This window comes from Haladaptatus pallidirubidus (assembly GCF_020700235.1).
GTDB classification, from domain to species: domain Archaea; phylum Halobacteriota; class Halobacteria; order Halobacteriales; family Haladaptataceae; genus Haladaptatus; species Haladaptatus pallidirubidus.
In genome coordinates this window covers 291268-308120 of the sequence record NZ_CP085301.1, presented here as the reverse complement: position 1 = coordinate 308120, position 16853 = coordinate 291268, and the positions used below count along the sequence as shown (strand labels likewise).

Genomic DNA, 16853 nt, shown 5'->3' with positions numbered 1-16853 from the left:
GTGGATCCGCTTTATTCCGCCCAGTAGGCTTCGCCGGGCGAGGTTCGGAACACGGCGCGCTCCAGCATCTCGACGGCCTTCTCCAATCCTTCGTTCGAACTGGTCAGCGAATCCTCGTGTTCGATGGAGAGGGTACTGTCGTACTCTATCATCCGGAGCGCGCTGACGATGTCCTTCCAGTGTTCCTCGCCGTGGCCGTAGCCGACGGAGCGGAACAGCCACGAGCGGTTGGCCTCCTCGTCGTATGGGGTCGTGTCGAGAACGCCCTTATAGCGGGCTTGGGACTCGTACACCTTCGTATCCTTCGCGTGGAAGTGGTGGATGGCGTCGTGTTCGCCGAGGAAGCGGATGGATTCGGCCACGTCGATGCCCTGCCAGTAGAGGTGGCTGGGGTCGAAGTTCGCCCCGATTCGCTCGTTGGTCGCGTTGCGGAGTTCCAACATCCCGACGGGCTCGTGGATGAGCATGTTCGGGTGCATCTCGATGGCGACGTCGACGCCGTGGTTTGCGGCGTGTTCCGCCACGTCGCGCCAGTAGGGGATGGCGACTTCCTCCCACTGGTAGGTGTGCGCCTCGTCGTGTTCCGAGGGCCACGGGGCCGTAATCCAGTTCGGCACCTCGTCGTTCGGGCCGCCAGCGGGGAGTCCGGAAAAGCAGGTGACCGCGTTCACGTCGAGTTGGTCGGCCAACCGAATCGCCTCGCGGAGTTCGGTGTCTGCCTCCTCGGCCTGCTCGTCGTCAGGATGGAGCGGGTTGTTGTGGGTCGCCAGCGCGCTGATGTGCATGTCGTGTTCGGCCAGCAAGGAGTGCAGGTCTTCCTGTGCGTCGTCGTCGTCCAGATAGTCGTCGCGCGGGAGGTGGGTGTCGCCGGGATAGCCGCCGACACCGGGTTCGATAGCGTCCACGCCGATACCATCGAGGTACGCGAGCGCGTCTTCGAGCGATTCACCGTACAGTGGCGGAGTGTGAACGCCGATGTCCATAGCGTGAACCATTACTTCGGTCGGGAATAAAATTTCGGTGGCAACGCTTACACTCGCCGTCTTCCACTCTCTAAATATGCGCCTCGCCGAACAGTTCGAGTGGTTCGCGGACTGGTGTGTTGGAACGTCGTCCCTCTACGAGCAAATCGCCCGCGGGGTCGCGGACGACCCGGAGTTGCTCGCCCTCGCCGAGGAAATCCCACCGAAGCGCGGCACGGCGAACATCCTGTTCGCCGCGGTTCACTGGCATCTGCTCGGCGGCGCTGACCATCCTCTCGCGGAATACTATCCAACCACCTCAGACGACCCGAAATCGGGAAATCCGCTTCCCGCATTTCAGGATTTCTGCGCCGAATACGAAACCGACCTCCGTCCTCTCCTGCGAAATCGCAGAACTCAAACGAACGCGGTTCGGCGCTGTACAGCGCTGTTTCCGGCGTTTTCGCACGTCTCCCGAACAGTCGGCGGTGACCCCCTCGCGCTGGTCGAACTCGGACCGAGCGGCGGACTCAATCTCTGTTGGAATCAGTACGCCTACGACTACGGCGACGCGGGAACATTCGGAACGAGCGAGTGCACGCTCGATTCGGAAATCAAGGGCGACAAAATGCCCCCCGTTTCGGACGACTTTCCGGCGGTTATCTCCCGCGTCGGCATCGACCTGAATCCGCTCTCGGTGCGCGACGAAGCGGACGTTCGCTGGCTTCGTGCGCTCATCTGGCCGGAGCACGCAGACCGCCACCGACTGCTTCAGCAGGCCGCGGATGTGGCGGAGCGCAATCCACCTGACCTCCGGCAGGGCGACGCAATCGAAGAACTGCCGAACGTGCTCGCCGAAATCCCCGACGACGTTCCCGTCTGCGTCTTCGACACGCAGATGCGCTATCAACTGCCCGACCCGGCGCAAAACCGCCTTCGGGCGCATATCGAATCCGCGGCGCAGGAGCGTCCGCTCCACTGGCTATCGGGCCACAAGGCCGCCGATCGGTGGGACAATGCCTTCACGCTCGACTGGTTCGACGGCGAGGGATACGAATCGCTCGTCGCCTACGAACAACACGGGCGATGGATTCGATGGCTTCGCTGAGTCAGCAAACGCGAAGGAGTACACTCTTCAATCGAACCTCTCGATGAGGTGGATGGAGCCAAACTGCTCCCGTTCGATAGCCCGACGTACTGGATTTTGCTCGTCGCCCTCGGGTTCGCTATCGCCGGTCTCGTCGCCGACGTTTCGAGTGCGCCCGGAGAGTAGCGGTTTTCGATTTTCCGACTACCCCAACTGCACTGCCTGCTCTTTTTTCGAGGAGCGGTACACCGCGTCGATGACGCGCTGAACCGTCAACGCCTGCTCGATGGTGTTCATCTTCGGCGCAACATCGTCGCGAACCGCTTCGAAGAAGACGCGCTGTTCCGCCTTGTGGGCGTCTTCCTGTCGAGTTCTGACGCTGGTGTCCGAGAAATGGTCCGCGCCGACCATGCTCGTCTCGTACATCGTGAGCGAATCGTCGCTCTTGTCGAAACTCGCACCGGCGTCGGTTCCGCGGACGTGGTATTTCTCGTTGGATTCGCGGTTCGCGGCCCACGCGACTTCGAGCGCGATGGTCTTTCCATTTTCGCAGCGGATGAACGCGCTTACTGAATCGTCAACGGTGAACGCGCCGGATTCGGTGTCGTCGCCCCACATTTCGAGGTAGGTGTAGTCCTCTCGGCTTCCAAACTGTGAGCGGACTTCGCCGCTGACTTCCTTTACTTTCGGGAAGTCGTGGAGGTGTAACGCGAGGTCGATTGCGTGGACGCCGATGTCAATGAGTGCGCCGCCACCGGCAACGTCGCGGTTCGTGAACCACGAACCGCGACCCGGAATTCCGCGACGACGAATGTAGTTCGCCTCGATGTGGCGCGTTTCGCCGAATCGTCCTTCGTCTTGGTAACCCTTGATGACTTCCACGGGGTTGCGGAATCGGTTGTGGAACCCGACCATACAGAAGCCGTCGGCGTTCCGGGCCGCCTCCGCGATTCGTTCCGCGCTCTCTAGCGTGTGGGCGAGCGGCTTTTCGAGAAGAACGTTGAGTCCCGCGTTCAGCGCGGCGACGGCGTACTCCTCGTGGAATTTGTTCGGTGTCGTGACGATGACACAATCTACATCTGCTTCGTACAGTTCTTCGTAGCTCTCGAACGAACGGGTGTCGTATTTCTCGGCAAACCGCGCACGGGCGTCGGGGTTGATATCGACCCCTCCGACGATTTCGTGACGCAAATCAGTAATTCTATCGGCGTGATAATGTCCAATATTCCCGAGACCGACGAACCCAACTCGAACCGGCTCACTGGCACTCATACTTACGGCTCACCTGTGAGACGGTGTTATTCTTTTCCTTTTGTTCGCTCGGTTTTACCGAGCTGGTACTTCCGCTTCGAAAACGGGATGGTTTTCCGATACGGTTCTGATGGTCGCAAGGAGTCACGTCAGTACAACTGTTGTTTTTTGTCTTCGCGTTCGCGCTCTCGCTCTTCTTCGGCTTTCTGCGCGCGCCGGTTTTCGATGAGTGTCCGGAGGCCGGGGATGATTTTGTTTTTCACGTCGAGGACGAACGAGACGATACCGTACGCCCAGAAGAAAAACAGGAGCGTCCCCGCTCCGAAATACACCAATCCGAACTCCACCGCCATCTCAGTCGTCCCCCTCCGCTTCGGTGCTGGTGGGACCGGGTTCGACGGACGTGAATTCGAGTCCGTGTGCGATGGCGTTGCCGGTATCAGTGTCGAACAGGTGAATCCGCTCCCTGTCGAGGACGATTTGCACGTCTTTGTCCGTGTCGATGTCCTTGTCCGGATCGACGCTCATCAGGAGTTGATGGGCGTCGTCAGCCTCGGCGTCCATTCCCACCGTCTCGCCCTCCCCCGTGAGGATGTAGACGAAGATTTCGTCGCCCATCGGTTCGAGAACGTCCGTTCGGGCGTCGATTTGGCTGGTCGGATGCGCAACGCTTTCGGCGTCCTCCACGAGATATACGTCTTCGGGTCGGACGCCCATCGTTATTCTGTCGTCCACCGACACGCCGTCGAATTGTCCGGCGTCGAACTCGATGTGGTAGTCCGGCGTCTGCAGCCCGTTGGAATCGACGACACCTTCCACGAGATTCATGCTCGGCGACCCGATAAAGCCCGCGACGAATAGGTTTCTGGGTTCGTTGTAACAGTCGAGCGGCGGGGCGAACTGCTGGAGTTCACCTTGGTTGATAACCGCAACGCGGTCGGACATCGTCATCGCTTCCGCTTGGTCGTGCGTGACGTAGATGATGGTCGCGTCGAGTTCCTTGTGGAGTCGCTGGAGTTCCGTGCGCATGTGAACGCGCAGTTTGGCGTCCAGGTTCGCCAACGGTTCGTCCATCAGGAACACGTCGGGTTCGCGCACGATTGCACGCGCAATCGCGACGCGCTGACGCTGTCCGCCAGACATCTCGTCCGGCATCCTATCGAGCATCCCTTCGAGTTGAACGATTTCCGCCGCGCGCTCGACGCGACGGTCGACTTCGTCTTTGTCGTAGTTTCTGAGTCGAAGCCCGAAGCTGATGTTGTCGTACACGTCCATGTGCGGGAACAGCGCGATGTTCTGGAACACCATCGCGATGCCGCGGTCTTTCGGCGGGAGGGTGGTAACCTCTCGGTCTGCGATGGAAATCGTCCCGTCCGTCGGTATCGTTAGCCCCGCAATGGTTTCGAGTGTCGTGGATTTGCCACAGCCTGACGGACCGACGAGCGTGACGAACTCACCGTCCTTGATGTCGAGGTTCATGTCGTCGACTGCCGTTACATCTTCGTACCGTTTCGAAACGTGTTCTAAGTTGACTTCACCCATTGTGTATCACTCCTTCAGCGCGCCAGCGGTGAGTCCGCTGACGATTTTTTCCTGTGCGATGACGACGAGAATGGCGATGGGCAGGACACCCACGATGCTCGCCGCCGCCATCAAGTTGTAGAACTCCGCGTACTGGCCTTGGTAGCCGAGGATACCCCACAGCAGTGGCGCCCAATTCTGTACCTCCCCGTTCGTCATGAGGAACGAGAAGAAGAACTCGTTGTACACCGAGATAAATGTTAGCACTCCTGCGGTCGCCACGCCCGGCGCGGACAGCGGGATGATGACCCGAACCAGCGCACCGAGTCGAGTCGTCCCCTCGATTCGTGCGGCGTCCTCCAGGCCGTCCGGAATCTGGCCGTAGAACGTCGTCAGGATGAATATCGACAGGGGCATGAACAGCGCGCTGAACGGAAGTACCATCGCGCCCGGCGTGTTGTACAGCATCGGACTGCTAACGCCGAACAGTTCGACGTTCCCCGTGAACAGCCGGAACAGCGGCAGCAGGAACGCCGCCGGCGGGAAGTACGAGATGGCGAGGATGAGCAACATCAACACGCCCCGTCCGGGGAACGACAGTCGCCCGAAGACGTAGCCAGCGAGGCTCGCTAACACCAACACGATGGCCGTGGTGATGAGCGCGAGCACGAAGCTGTTGAACATGAACAGATGGAACGGTAACTGTTCGAAGATTTCGATGAACACGCCGGGGTTGAATCCTTTCGGGAGGAACCAGACGTTCACGATTGCCTCACGCGGCGTCAGCGCCAGCACGAGGAGCCAGTAGAACGGGAACAGCGTGGTGAACAGGAAGAAGAGCGTCACCACGTAGAACATGGCCTGATAGGTTCGTTCGGGGTTCTGAATCGACCCTTGCACCCATCGCTGGAACGGCCCACGCGTCGTTTCCGCCTGTTGCCGACCGTCAGTTTGCGTTTGTTCTGCTTCGGCCATTTAGAATCCCCCCTGCGAGTCGCGGAACTTCACGATGTATATCGACACCACGATTCCGATGATTGCCGCTGTAACGAACGCCACCGCTGCCGCGGTACCGTATCGCCGCGTGCTGAACGTCGTGACGACCAGACAGGACAGCGACGGAACCGTCGTACAACCGGAGACGGTTTCGATGAGTCCGTACACCCGCATCGCCGCGATGGTTCGGAACAGCAGGGCGACGAGCACCGTCGGAAGCACGAGCGGCAGGGTGATCATTTTGAACTGCTGCCATTTCGACGCGCCCGCGACCTTCGCCACGTCGTAGAGGCTTCGGTCGATGCTCTGGAGCCCGGCGAGGATGAGCAGCGCCATGAACGCCGTCGTCTTCCAGATGTCCGCGAGGACGATGATTCCGAGCGCGGAACTGCTGTTGGCCAGCGGCGTGCTGGTCAACCCGACCATTTCGGTGAGGTTTGCGCCGAACCCGATGCCCGGTTGGAACATCAGGTAGAAAATCATGCCCTGAATGACGATTGGAACCGCCCACGGGATGATGATTGCCACGCGCACCCAGCGTCGGCCGCGGAAGTCTTGGTCTAAGACGAGCGCCTGTCCGAAGCCGATGATGGTCTCGATGAGGACGCTGGCTATCGTGAAGATGAACGTCACGATGAGCGCACTCTTAAACGGTTGGCTGAAGTCGATGAACGGTTGTGGCAGCGCCACCGTGTCCAGTTTCCCGGTCAGCAGGTCGGTGTAGTTCTGAAGGCCGACGAACTCGCCGACTTGCGATGCGCCGCGAAGGCTGTCGGCGCGGAGAGACATCTCGAACGTACTCAGCAGGGGCCAGAACGCGATGACTGCGAGCAGTAGCAGTGCGGGCGTCAACAGCAGATACGCGAACTGGGTTTCGCTCAGGTTCTCGATCCATCTGACCGCGCCAGCGTACGCCCCTGACTTTCCTTGTTGCCGTTTTTCGGTCGTTTGTTCGGTTGACATTCTTGTCTACCTCTACTCGTTGTACTCCTCGATCTCCGTAATTTGGCTGTTCAACGTGGACATCGCCTGTTGCGGCGATTCCTGGCCCGCGTACGCCGCGAAAACGCTCTGGTAAATCTTCCCGGATTCTTGCGGCCAGACGACCGAGACGGGGCGCGGAAGGGCGTTCTGACCCGCAACTTTCAGCGTATCGACGTAGCGACCCATGATGGGAACGTTACTTGCCCGTTGTGTTTCGAGAAGGCCGGGTTCCGGTGGAATCCAACCGATGAGTTCGAACAGTTTGAGCTTGAAACTCTCCGACGTCATCGCTTCGAGAACCTGCAGCGCCTTGTCCTTCTTTCTCGTGTTCGGGTTGATGGCAACGTTCCACCCGCCGAGGGCGGACGCGACGCCGCCGAGACCCTGGCCCGCTTGCCCCGACTTGACGCCGTACGGAATCGGCATGACGCCGAGGTCTTCGCCGAAGCCGCCCTCCGACTTCGGGGCTCCGTTGATGTTGATGGAGTACGGCCAGTTGCGGTGCATGACCGCGTTTCCGTTGCTGAACGGCGCGCGCGAGGTTTCTTCAATCCAGCTCAGAACGGCCCGCGGTGCGATACCGCCCTCGAAATCGTTCAGCGTGTTCGGAGCGTCGTTGCCGTGGATGAACGTTCGAATCATCTTGATGGAATCGATAACGTTCTGTGAATCCAAAGTGACCGGTCGGTTTCCGACCTGTCCGAGCAGGTTCTCCACACTGCCGAAGTACGTCCCGCCCCAACTGGTCATGAACTCGTTGAAGTCACAGCAGGACAGTCCCTCGTAGGCGCTCGCTTGGAAGGTAAACCCGTAATCGATGTTCTGATTGTCTTGAAGAACCTTCTTCGTGACTCGCGAAAATTTCTTCCACGAGATCCCTTCCGTCGCCCAGTTTTCCTGGTCCGGATTAAAGCCCGACTGTCGTACCAAATCCTTGCGGTACTGTATCGTTCCGAAGTCGGAAAACAGTGGGATTGCGTAGAGGTCGCCGTCGCTGGACTTGCCCGTGATGACGCTCCCTTGGAAGTAATCGTTGTTAACCTTATTGAGCGCCTCGCTCGCCATATTCTCGCTCAAATTGAGCAGTTGGCGGCGTTCGATGAACGGAATCGCCCATCCGCTGTCGACCAGCAACAGATCGGGTTCTTCGAGGTTTGCGGACAGCCATCGTTGGTACTGTGACTGCCGGGCACCTGTTTGTTCGTTCCCCGCGAGAACTTCGAGCCTGATATTATCGTCGAGTCCAGCCTCGTGAAGTGCATTTTCTATCGCGTCTTTGTTGGTTCTGACGTCGTCGTCGGCGGCCCATTGTACCACGTTGGGGTTGCTACTTTGCCCTCGACTGATACAGCCAGCGAGACCAGCGGCGGTACCGGATGCCCCGACTGCTTTCACGAACTTGCGCCGTGAAACGCCGTCTCGCCGACGACGGTCCTCACCCTCGCTAACACCAACCATACGGTTGTAGGACGGAAGGACTGCATTTATAACTTTGGTGCGATTGACTACTTACGTTGTTATCTTTTCCGACCACGAAGTATCACTTTCGTGCGGATTGAGTAGATGATGAGTAAAACTATTTATGGCCGAATTCTATCACTTCAACGAGTAACCAGCCGAAAAAGCCGAGATGGACGTGGTATTGCTATCTGGTATCACCAATATCTATTGCATTTTGTTCGACATCTTTCTCGATTTCTTTTCGAACCTGTGCTATTTTGTCGATTACAGTCCGGCGATCTCGCGCGACCAGACCGGTGACTTCGGCGATTCGAGTCGCTCCAGTTCCTCGTCGGAAAGCGCGACATCGAGGGATGCCACGTTTTCCTCCAGATGGTCGATGGTTCGCGGACCGATAATCGGCGAATCCACGACCGGTTTGTGAAGGAGCCACGCCAAACTCACCTGCGCCGGCGTCACGCCTTTTTCTTCGGCGATGGCGCGAACTTCGCCAACCACGGCCCAGTTTTCGTCGGTGAACCGCGCTTCGGTGTGGTCGTCCTCGGTCGCCCTCCCCTCGGTCGGTTCCTCGTCGCGGTCGTACTTCCCCGTCAAAAATCCGCCCGCGAGCGGCGACCACGGAATGACGCCGATGCCTTCCGACTCGCAGACGGGCAGAACGTTCTCCTCTTCGTGGCGATCGACGAGGTTGTACTCGGGTTGCATGCAGGTGAACCGTTCGTAGCCCTGCAGGTCGCTCTCGTAGAGGGCCTTCGAGAACTGCCACGCCGCCATCGAACTCGCGCCGATGTAGCGAACCTTGCCGGTCTCCACGAGATAATCCAGCGCGGAAAGCGTCTCTTCGATTGGCGTCTCGTCGTCCCAGCGGTGAATTTGGTAGAGGTCGATGTAATCCGTTCCGAGTCGGTCGAGGCTCGCCTCAGCTTGGTCGAGGATGTGCTTTCGGGAGAGACCCTGTCCGTTCGGATAGCCACCCATCTTCCCGTACACTTTCGTCGCAATTACGAGTTCGTCGCGATTTCGCCCCTCGATTGCTTTGCCGACGATCTCCTCGCTCTCGCCCCGCGAGTAGACGTTCGCGGTGTCGAGGAAGTTGACGCCCATCTCCAGCGCGTCGTCGAGCAGTTCGAGGCTCGCCTCCTCGTCGTTCATCATCCACGGCTGACCGCTCCCGAAGTTCATACAGCCGAGACAGAGGCGCGAGACTTCGAGGCCGGTGTCGCCGAGTTTCGTGTACTCCATTTCGGTCATGGTTCGCTAGGTGAGTTCTGTGGGATTTGATAAAGGATTGTGGGCGGACTGCGGTTGCGGAACGGTGCGGTCCCTTGGAGTCGGCACCAGCTAAGGACAAAGCGGAAAAGCTCGGAACGTTCGAACTCCTCTCTGTTTCCCGAACACTGAAACGAACCGCCCGCCAACCACTGACCGATGCTGAAACAGCTCCGAAAGCCGGAGTACACCGGAGAAAACCGATGTTGGCCGTGTACCGCGCTGAACACCGTTCTCCTCCTTCTCGCGTGCACAATAATAACGGTAGTTCCTAAAAAATTCGCCCCGCTAGTCCCGTCGTCCCGCGCCCGTCGCCTCGGAGTTGCCTCGGCGCTCGGATTCATCGGGGGAGCCGCGATCACCCTCCGCGGCTACTTCATTCCGGGGACGCCGCACATCGCACCTCGCCTAGCCGAGGCTCTCGGGTTCGCATCCCGAGAATCGAAACGCCAACCGACAGAAGCCGGATCACTGGCCGGCGATAACGATGTATCCGGCGACCGCGCAGTAGAAGCACTTCTCGATGCGGGCGTCGTCCACGCCGTCGGCGAGACGCTTCACTTGGACGACTCCTTCCGAACCGAGTGGCGGGCGGAGATGGAACGGGCGAGAAGCGGCGACCTCGATAGGGAAGTCCGAAAGACCGCCCCCGAGAGCATCGAGGTGGAACTGGTGGAAGACGGCGATTGGGTCGTCGTTTCGGCGGGAAGTCCCGAAAGCGAGCAGTGGCTTTCTCGCCCTGTCGCGATCGCCGAGGTCGCGGGAGTGCGCGCGCTGGCCGACTACGGTATCGACCGGGACGTTCGCACGCAATCCGCGTCGGCGCTGCGGGCGTTCCTCTACGACTGTCCGGACTGCGACGAACACCTCGAAGAAACGACCGCCAGTCGGTGCTGCGGGAGCGGCACGAGTCCGTTATCGCCGCCGGACGAAGTGCTGGCGTGCCCGGCCTGCCGCCAGTACGTCTTCAGGTTCTAAGTTTCGATTTTCTCACCGTTCGTAGGCGGGCGGTTCGTCGGTACCGATTCGGATTTCGTGCGCTTCGATGTCCTCCAGCGCGGCGACCTGCCCACCGACCGTGACGATACCGTTTTCGGTTTCGACCGACATTCCGGCAACTCGCTCGCCCCCCTCGAAGGAGAATCCGACGACTTCGCCCCGAATGACGCGCTCCTTACCGCTCTCGATGTCCCGACCCTTGATGGTCGCGTAGAAGTCTCCTTCCATTCCCTGAATCTCTTTCACACAGCGCCGAATCGAGGCGTACCGCCGGGGGAACGTTCTCTCGTCGCCGTCGGCCGAGAGGGTGCGTTCGGCGGTCGTCCAGAGGACGGTGCCGAAGAACCCCGAAACCAGAAAGCCCAGCGCCGAGCGGTTGAAAATGACGCCGTAGCGGTCGCGGTCGTCGCGCAGGGCGTCCTGCGTGGCGTACATCGAATACTCGCCGTCGGCCACCGCGATGACGGGCGTCGTGATTCCGCGTCGTGCGCGGGCCGTCGTCGCCACGGCGTCGTAGTCGAACTCTTCCGGGTCGGGCGCTTCCGAGGCAGGAGTGATGAGCAGTTCGATGCTCACGCCGGATTCGATCGCGTCGGCGAGGTCGTCTTCGAACCGGACGAGGAGGTCGGGAGTGAGTGACAGCGCGACTTCGTACTCTGCGTTGTCGATAACGTCTTCGAGATAGCGCAGAATGGTCGAGCGCGATTTGACGAGGGAGACGGCTTCCGTGTCCCGCGTCGGCGCGGTGTAGCGCGCTTCGAGGTTCGTTATCATGTCGTCGAGCGACGACTGCACGTCGGAGAACGCCTCTTCGGGATCGATCGCGATGACTTTCATCGGTCGGGATTCACGAAGTTCGACCAGTCCCCGGTCGCTCAAACTCCGGACGGTGTCGTACACCCGTGGTTGCGGGATATCCGTGTGGTCTGCGATTTGGCTCGCAGTCAGTCGTCCATGTTCGAGCACCGTGAGATAGGCGTCGATTTCGTACTCCCCGAGATTGAACCGTTCTCCGACTCGTTCGAGCGTCAGATAGAGGTCGTCGGAGGCCATTACCCAAAGCAAATCAACGGAGGCCTATAGTACCACCTTTTCGCCTCCAGCTTTTACAGGGAGCCAGCAGGAACGACGCGGTTTGTCGTTGCTGCCTGTGACCGTCGTAAAAGGTGGTGGTTCCTACATATACATCCTATCGTCCGGTACGTCGGAGTCGCGGGCGGATTCGACGCGGGCCGCGAGTTCGGCGTAGTACTCGCCGACCTCCTCCGCGAACGCCTTGAGGGGGTCTGTATCGACCGAGAGATCGTACACGTCGGAGATGGTTTCGGTGAGTCGTAGGGCGGCCTCAACGTCCGGCGTCTGGGCGTGAACCGGCGTGACGAACACACCGGTTTCGAGGTGGGAATCCATGCCGCGTCTGACGAGCGTGGCGTTCACGCCGTCGAGGAATCCTCGACCCATACCCGGAATGTCGGTTCCATCGAGCCGATTCTGCCGATAATCGTCGGTTGCGATGTAAAAGACGCGGTGCTCCTCCGGGCCGTGGGGAACGGGCACGCCGGAGAGGACGGCGATTTCCTCGACGCCGTTGTCGCCCGTCCAATCGAGAATGGCGTTGGCGAACGATCCCGCGGCCCAGACGGGTACGAACAGTTCGCCGACGAGGACGGTCACATCGAGGTCTGGCCGGGAGAACAGCCTCGTGTGGTGGCGCGGCTGGCCGTCTTCGAACGGTGTGATGCTGGACAACTGTTCGGTCGTGACGTAACCCGTCTCTTCGAGGTCGAGGTGTTCGACCAGGTATTCGACCGCGGTCAGTCCGGCGAGGCCGAACTCCGAAATGCCGACGAGTAGAGTTCCGCTCGGCTCCTCGTCTGCGGTGATTTCGAACGACGCACGGGTCGGGCGTGATTGCCAAGACATGCATCGTGTTCGACGCGCTGTATCTTAATTTGTACTCCCGTCGTCGGGTCGTCACCGCTTCCATCGCCCCGGAGATACGTCAAATCCGGAAATAGGCGGGTTTTACTTTCCCGAGTGAGAGGGGAGAGTCATGCCGACGCTCGAAGACCGACTCGCCGGATTGCTCCGCTGGTTCGGAGAGGTCGGCGGCTGGGAGGTGTTGGGCCGGAGGACGAACGACTCCGTTATCGTCGCCGAACTCGTCCTCGCGGCGCTGTATCTCCTCCTCGGTTGGTACGTCTCACAGTTGGTCGTCAGCCTCATCGGACGGCAGGTAGCTCGCCGGTTCCGCAGACCCAGCGTGACGAAGACGATTCTGCGGAGCGTGCGCGGATTCGTTTTATTCGTCGCCCTCGCGTTTGCTGCGGCGCAGGTCGGCATTGGAACGTCGAACATTTTCATTTCGGTGACGGTGTTCTCCGCCGTCATCGGTCTCGTCCTCGCGCCAATCGTCGGCAGCGTCATCAACGGCCTGTTCGTGCTGGCCGACCAGCCCTACGAAATCGGTGACCTGATAGAGTTGGTAGATAACGGGCCGCAGGGTGGCACCCGGGGATACGTCGAGGACATCACGCTGCGATACACGAAGGTTTTCACGCTCGAAAACACGTTCATCGTCATCCCGAACGCGACCATGCGCGAGCGCGACGTGATAAATTATTCTGCGGAGGATACTCGCTCCCGACTGTCGATAAAACTACAGGTAACCTACGAGGGCGACCTCGAAAAAGCGCGGGCAATCATGGAACGTGCCGCCCGCGAAACGCCGGAAGTCGTCGCGTCCGGACCGGATATCCGAATCGGGAGCGCCCGATACCCGAGCGCTCCGGTTGCACAAATAAAAGATTACGCCGACCACGGCGTCCTCCTCGAACTGCGCTACTGGGTGAAAGACCCCTACTACATGAGGAGGGTCGAATCGAAGATTCGAGAGCGCATCTGGACGGAAATCGAGGACGCGAACGTGGAAATCGCCTATCCGCACTCGCACCTCGTTTTCGACGAGACGAGCGGAATCGCGCGGGTATCAGTCGAAGCGCAACAGCAATCTCGCCCGGTTGAGTTCGACGAGCGCTAACGAGCGATGAAAAACGGGTTCTTCCTCATCCAACAGTAATCAGTTCGCAGTCAATTTTCTCGCGGAGGAAATTTTCGATGTTCGGGTCGTCAACCAATCGGCGAATCGCGCGCCGCCAGCGACCCATCTGCTTCCGACCGATAACGACCACGTCGGCCTGCGTCGCGGCCACTTCTTCGAGAATCGTCTCCTCGATTAGAAAGCCATCCCGGACGACGTACCGAGCGTTCGCGAGGCGACCGAACGCTTTCTCGACGGTGCGTTTCAGGTTGGTTCGCGTCGTTTCACCCCCGCGGTGATAGAGATTGATGTGGAGGATAGTGAGGTCTGCGCCACGCTCTTCTGCCACGCGGATGGCTTCGGAGAGCGTCCGTCGGGAATGTTCCGACAGCGGGTATCGAACCGGAACGAGGACGCGGGTCATGGAGAGTCAAAGGGGGTCGGCGGGGGAGAACCTTACGTATTTTATTGGCGCGTGATGCGTCCGTCGATTTCCGGGTCGATACCGAACTCGCGGGCGTAGTCGGCCAGCACCTCGTACTGCACCTCGCCGGTTTCCACGCGGTGGCCTTCGTGAAGCGCGGAAAACTCCTCGTCGGTGTGAAGTAGGTACTCCGTCGTGGCGACGGAGTACGTTTCTTCCTCGCGCACTCGGTCGCCGCCGACGGCGACCGATTCGACGTCGCGTCCGGCGCGGTTCCAGACGAGTTCGACGCCGCTTAGGTGCGCGTGCCACCAGTCGGGTTCGCCGAACCCGATGGTGGCGTCGTGGGCCTGTCGGAACACGTCGAGCAGTTCCGCGCCCGAGAGTTCCGCGACTGCCACGTTCTCCCGAAATGGGATGACGCTCACGAGGTCGGCGACGGTCACGTCGCCGACCAGCGGGTCGCCTTCGCGGATGCCGCCGCTGTTTTGCAAGCCAACGTCGGCGTCGGTCGCCCAGCGATAGGCGTCCGCGACGAAGTTTCCGATTCGGCTTTCGCCGTGAAACACCGTCGCCTCGGTTCGCTCGATTGCGGTTTCGACGGTCGCAACGGTCGTGTCGAGTCCTGTCGTCGCCATCGTGTCCTCCATGGCGTCCGCGATTTCGTCGTCCAAGGGAGCGTCCACGATACGGTGACGACTGACTGTCGGTTCGGAACCGAGTTCGATTTCGAGGAGGACGCGACCGTTCACGCCGGGTCGGGTGACGAGCGTTCCCTCGATTTGTTCGACTCGTTCGGAGTGGACGTGTCCGCCGAGAATCACGTCGATATCGAGTTCGTTCGCGAGTTCGCGGTCGGCCTGTCCGAGGTGCGAGAGGGCGACGACGTAATCGACATCCGAATCACGGAGCGTCGAAACGGCTTTTCGGGCGACTGAGAGAGGGTCGAGAAAGTCGAGACCGGAAACGTTCGGGTTCAGTGCCGGTGTTTTCGGCGTCGTCAGGCCGAAGAATCCGACCCGTTTCCCACCGAGTTCGCGGATAGCGTGCGAGGCGGTTCCCGCGTGAACCGCGAACCGGTCGCCGTTTTCGCGGATGTTCGCCGTGAGCCACGTTTGCGGTGAGTTCCGAACCAGTTCGCGGGCGCGGTCGGTGCCGTAGTCGAAGTCGTGGTTTCCGAAGGTGTCGAAATCCGGGGAAACTGCGTCGAAGAAATCGAGCGCATGTCCGCCCTCGGTCACGAGCGAGAGTACGCCCGGTGCGGTGTTGTCACCCGTTCCGACGACGAGGGTTTTGTCATCGCGTAAGGAGTCGATACAGCCAGCGAATCGGCCGATATGGTCGGGGTCGTCGTAGGCGTTTTCGACATCAGAGTAGTGAAGCAGACGGAGCGCCATCGCCGAGGAATCTCAGCCGTGGGACATGGTTCCTTCGATGGACACTCCTAAATCGGTAGGCCAACAATTCGCTGTCGATGGACGAAACGACGACAGCCGACGGCGAAACCGTCTACATTAGTCGGTCGGAGGGAACTCGCGGGTCGAACGGACCGTTTTTCGTCGTCTATCGCACGTCGGAGGGCGAGCGACGGTACGGCTACTTCTGTGGCAACTGCGAGACGCTGGACAACGCGATGGATTCGATGGGTCGAATCGAATGCAACGAGTGCGGAAACCTCCGGAAAGCAACCGAGTGGGATGCGGCCCACGAATAGGTTGGCCACTCTTTTTAGGGACGTTCGAATCGGAGGGCGGATATGACATCGACCGACGCGGAAATCGTTGCCGAGTTAGAAGACAGAATGGATACGCTGCTGTTGCCCGACGCGGTGCGGCTCATCGAGATAAACCATCCCGGCGGCGATAGGCAGGGCGTCGAACGCGACGTGCTGGAGGCCTATCTCGATGAAACGGGCCACGGGATGGCCGCATTTCCCTCGTCGCTCAACGAGGCGCTGACGGCGTCGGATTCGTGGCAAAGCGGCCGGACGGTTTACGAACTGGACGACGGTGGAATCAGCGCCTTTCCTGAGGGGTGGCACGAAGAACTTCGCAACACGACGAACCTGCACGAATTCCTCCGCGTCATTTGCTCGGATATGCCCGACGGCGACGAGGGTGGAACTGACGAAGACAGCGAAATCACGGAACACGGCGTGGCCGAGCAACTCCTCTTGGACGCCGCCGTCGCAATCGGCGGAATGGAACGCCAAGACGCCAGAACGCAACTCAAAAAACTTCGGGAGGAAGGAAAAATAGAGGAGTATCCGTCCCAGCACACGAACCCGTGGGTACAACTTTCCTGACGAGACTCCGAACATTCCCGACGGCGATTCGCTTATTTCCGGACGCAATTGGTTTCGAATTTTCCAGACGTCAATCTATGTGCGTTCAAATCCGCAAGAACATTTATTATGCGGTGCGTGTTATGTTCAAATGGATGGCCCCTGTTAGCACACCACCCATGGAGGAGGCCAGGTCGATTTTCAACAACCTCGGTTACGAGGTCATTGATGATGGTGATGAATTCCGGGCCAAACGGAAGTGGCGAGAAGTACGGGTTACGGCATGCGCGGACTCCATGAATGCACCGAAACGCGGAGAATTCCGCTGTTTCGTTGCATGGGAAGAAAATGCGGCGCAACTCAGCCAGCAGTTGCGCGAGTCGAATCCTGAGTACGAGTGGGCGGTTATCGCAGTTCGGGAAGGCGGCGATTACGAGGTAGCCAGAGTCCCACCGAGCAAGATAGCGGTGTAACCGTCGCTCGCGCGGGCGATGTAACGAGTCTCTCCGATTTTTACTCGACAGTCGAACGCTGAACGAGAGCGCGGTTCGGACAGTCGCGGCACCGAGGGAATT

The 16853-nt window shown here is 59.8% G+C and carries 18 protein-coding genes; 6 read left to right on the top strand and 12 right to left on the bottom strand.

The features are described 5' to 3' along the window. Window positions 1-11: 11 nt before the first annotated feature. Window positions 12-983 carry a sugar phosphate isomerase/epimerase family protein gene (locus LIX15_RS01740; RefSeq protein ID WP_227775792.1) on the bottom strand — a complete coding sequence of 324 codons (972 nt, stop codon included), beginning with the start codon at window positions 981-983 and terminating at the stop codon, window positions 12-14. A 76-nt stretch (window positions 984-1059) separates the two neighbouring features. Between LIX15_RS01740 and LIX15_RS01735 the strand changes: the two genes are divergently transcribed. Then, complete coding sequence (locus tag LIX15_RS01735; protein ID WP_227775791.1) at window positions 1060-2070, top strand: DUF2332 domain-containing protein; 1011 nt, start codon at window positions 1060-1062, stop codon at window positions 2068-2070. 183 nt (window positions 2071-2253) lie between these two features. On the opposite strand, the gene LIX15_RS01730 is transcribed toward LIX15_RS01735, so the two are convergent. The 7 genes from LIX15_RS01730 to LIX15_RS01700 all read right to left on the bottom strand — a co-directional run bounded on the left by LIX15_RS01730 (window position 2254) and on the right by LIX15_RS01700 (window position 9513). Then, a complete protein-coding gene (locus tag LIX15_RS01730) occupies window positions 2254-3321 on the bottom strand; it encodes a Gfo/Idh/MocA family protein (protein WP_227775790.1) in 1068 nt (355 codons plus the stop codon). A gap of 128 nt (window positions 3322-3449) precedes the next feature. Next, entirely contained in the window at window positions 3450-3653 is a 204-nt protein-coding gene (locus tag LIX15_RS01725) for a DUF8005 family protein (protein WP_227775789.1), read from the bottom strand. 1 nt (window position 3654) lies between these two features. Next, entirely contained in the window at window positions 3655-4842 is a 1188-nt protein-coding gene (locus LIX15_RS01720; protein WP_227775788.1) for an ABC transporter ATP-binding protein, read from the bottom strand. A gap of 6 nt (window positions 4843-4848) precedes the next feature. Continuing rightward, window positions 4849-5796, bottom strand: coding sequence for a carbohydrate ABC transporter permease (locus tag LIX15_RS01715; protein WP_227775787.1), 948 nt, complete (start codon window positions 5794-5796; stop codon window positions 4849-4851). Next, window positions 5797-6780, bottom strand: coding sequence for a carbohydrate ABC transporter permease (locus tag LIX15_RS01710; RefSeq protein WP_227775786.1), 984 nt, complete (start codon window positions 6778-6780; stop codon window positions 5797-5799). A 12-nt stretch (window positions 6781-6792) separates the two neighbouring features. Then, window positions 6793-8259 carry an extracellular solute-binding protein gene (locus LIX15_RS01705; RefSeq protein WP_227775785.1) on the bottom strand — a complete coding sequence of 489 codons (1467 nt, stop codon included), beginning with the start codon at window positions 8257-8259 and terminating at the stop codon, window positions 6793-6795. Between the two features lie 267 nt (window positions 8260-8526). Continuing rightward, window positions 8527-9513, bottom strand: a complete 987-nt coding sequence (locus LIX15_RS01700; protein WP_303657536.1) for an aldo/keto reductase — start codon at window positions 9511-9513, stop codon at window positions 8527-8529. A gap of 177 nt (window positions 9514-9690) precedes the next feature. Between LIX15_RS01700 and LIX15_RS01695 the strand changes: the two genes are divergently transcribed. After that, the gene (locus LIX15_RS01695; protein ID WP_227775784.1) at window positions 9691-10509 is read left to right on the top strand and encodes a DUF8054 domain-containing protein; all 819 of its coding nucleotides are present in this window, start codon (window positions 9691-9693) and stop codon (window positions 10507-10509) included. Window positions 10510-10521: 12 nt separating this feature from the next. Here the strand turns inward: LIX15_RS01695 and trmB are convergent, their stop codons facing one another. Further along, window positions 10522-11583 carry an HTH-type sugar sensing transcriptional regulator TrmB gene (trmB, locus tag LIX15_RS01690; protein WP_227775783.1) on the bottom strand — a complete coding sequence of 354 codons (1062 nt, stop codon included), beginning with the start codon at window positions 11581-11583 and terminating at the stop codon, window positions 10522-10524. 123 nt (window positions 11584-11706) lie between these two features. Further along, on the bottom strand, window positions 11707-12453 hold the full coding sequence (locus LIX15_RS01685) for a proteasome assembly chaperone family protein (RefSeq protein WP_227775782.1): 747 nt from the start codon (window positions 12451-12453) through the stop codon (window positions 11707-11709). A gap of 130 nt (window positions 12454-12583) precedes the next feature. Between LIX15_RS01685 and LIX15_RS01680 the strand changes: the two genes are divergently transcribed. Further along, entirely contained in the window at window positions 12584-13570 is a 987-nt protein-coding gene (locus tag LIX15_RS01680; protein ID WP_227775781.1) for a mechanosensitive ion channel family protein, read from the top strand. 25 nt (window positions 13571-13595) lie between these two features. Here LIX15_RS01680 and LIX15_RS01675 read toward each other — a convergent pair whose 3' ends face one another. Together LIX15_RS01675 and LIX15_RS01670 are read right to left on the bottom strand one after the other, a co-directional pair. Then, window positions 13596-13994: a universal stress protein gene (locus tag LIX15_RS01675; RefSeq protein WP_227775780.1), complete on the bottom strand. Its 399-nt coding sequence runs from the start codon at window positions 13992-13994 to the stop codon at window positions 13596-13598. A 41-nt stretch (window positions 13995-14035) separates the two neighbouring features. Next, on the bottom strand, window positions 14036-15391 hold the full coding sequence (locus LIX15_RS01670) for a bifunctional metallophosphatase/5'-nucleotidase (protein ID WP_227775779.1): 1356 nt from the start codon (window positions 15389-15391) through the stop codon (window positions 14036-14038). Window positions 15392-15468: 77 nt separating this feature from the next. On the opposite strand from LIX15_RS01670, the gene LIX15_RS01665 reads away from it, so the two are divergent. From LIX15_RS01665 to LIX15_RS01655, 3 genes are all read left to right on the top strand, one after another. Continuing rightward, window positions 15469-15708, top strand: coding sequence for a DUF5816 domain-containing protein (locus tag LIX15_RS01665; RefSeq protein WP_227775778.1), 240 nt, complete (start codon window positions 15469-15471; stop codon window positions 15706-15708). 42 nt (window positions 15709-15750) lie between these two features. Further along, entirely contained in the window at window positions 15751-16299 is a 549-nt protein-coding gene (locus LIX15_RS01660; RefSeq protein WP_227775777.1) for a hypothetical protein, read from the top strand. 134 nt (window positions 16300-16433) lie between these two features. Further along, window positions 16434-16751, top strand: coding sequence for a DUF7116 family protein (locus LIX15_RS01655; protein ID WP_227775776.1), 318 nt, complete (start codon window positions 16434-16436; stop codon window positions 16749-16751). The last annotated feature ends 102 nt before the right edge of the window (window positions 16752-16853 follow it).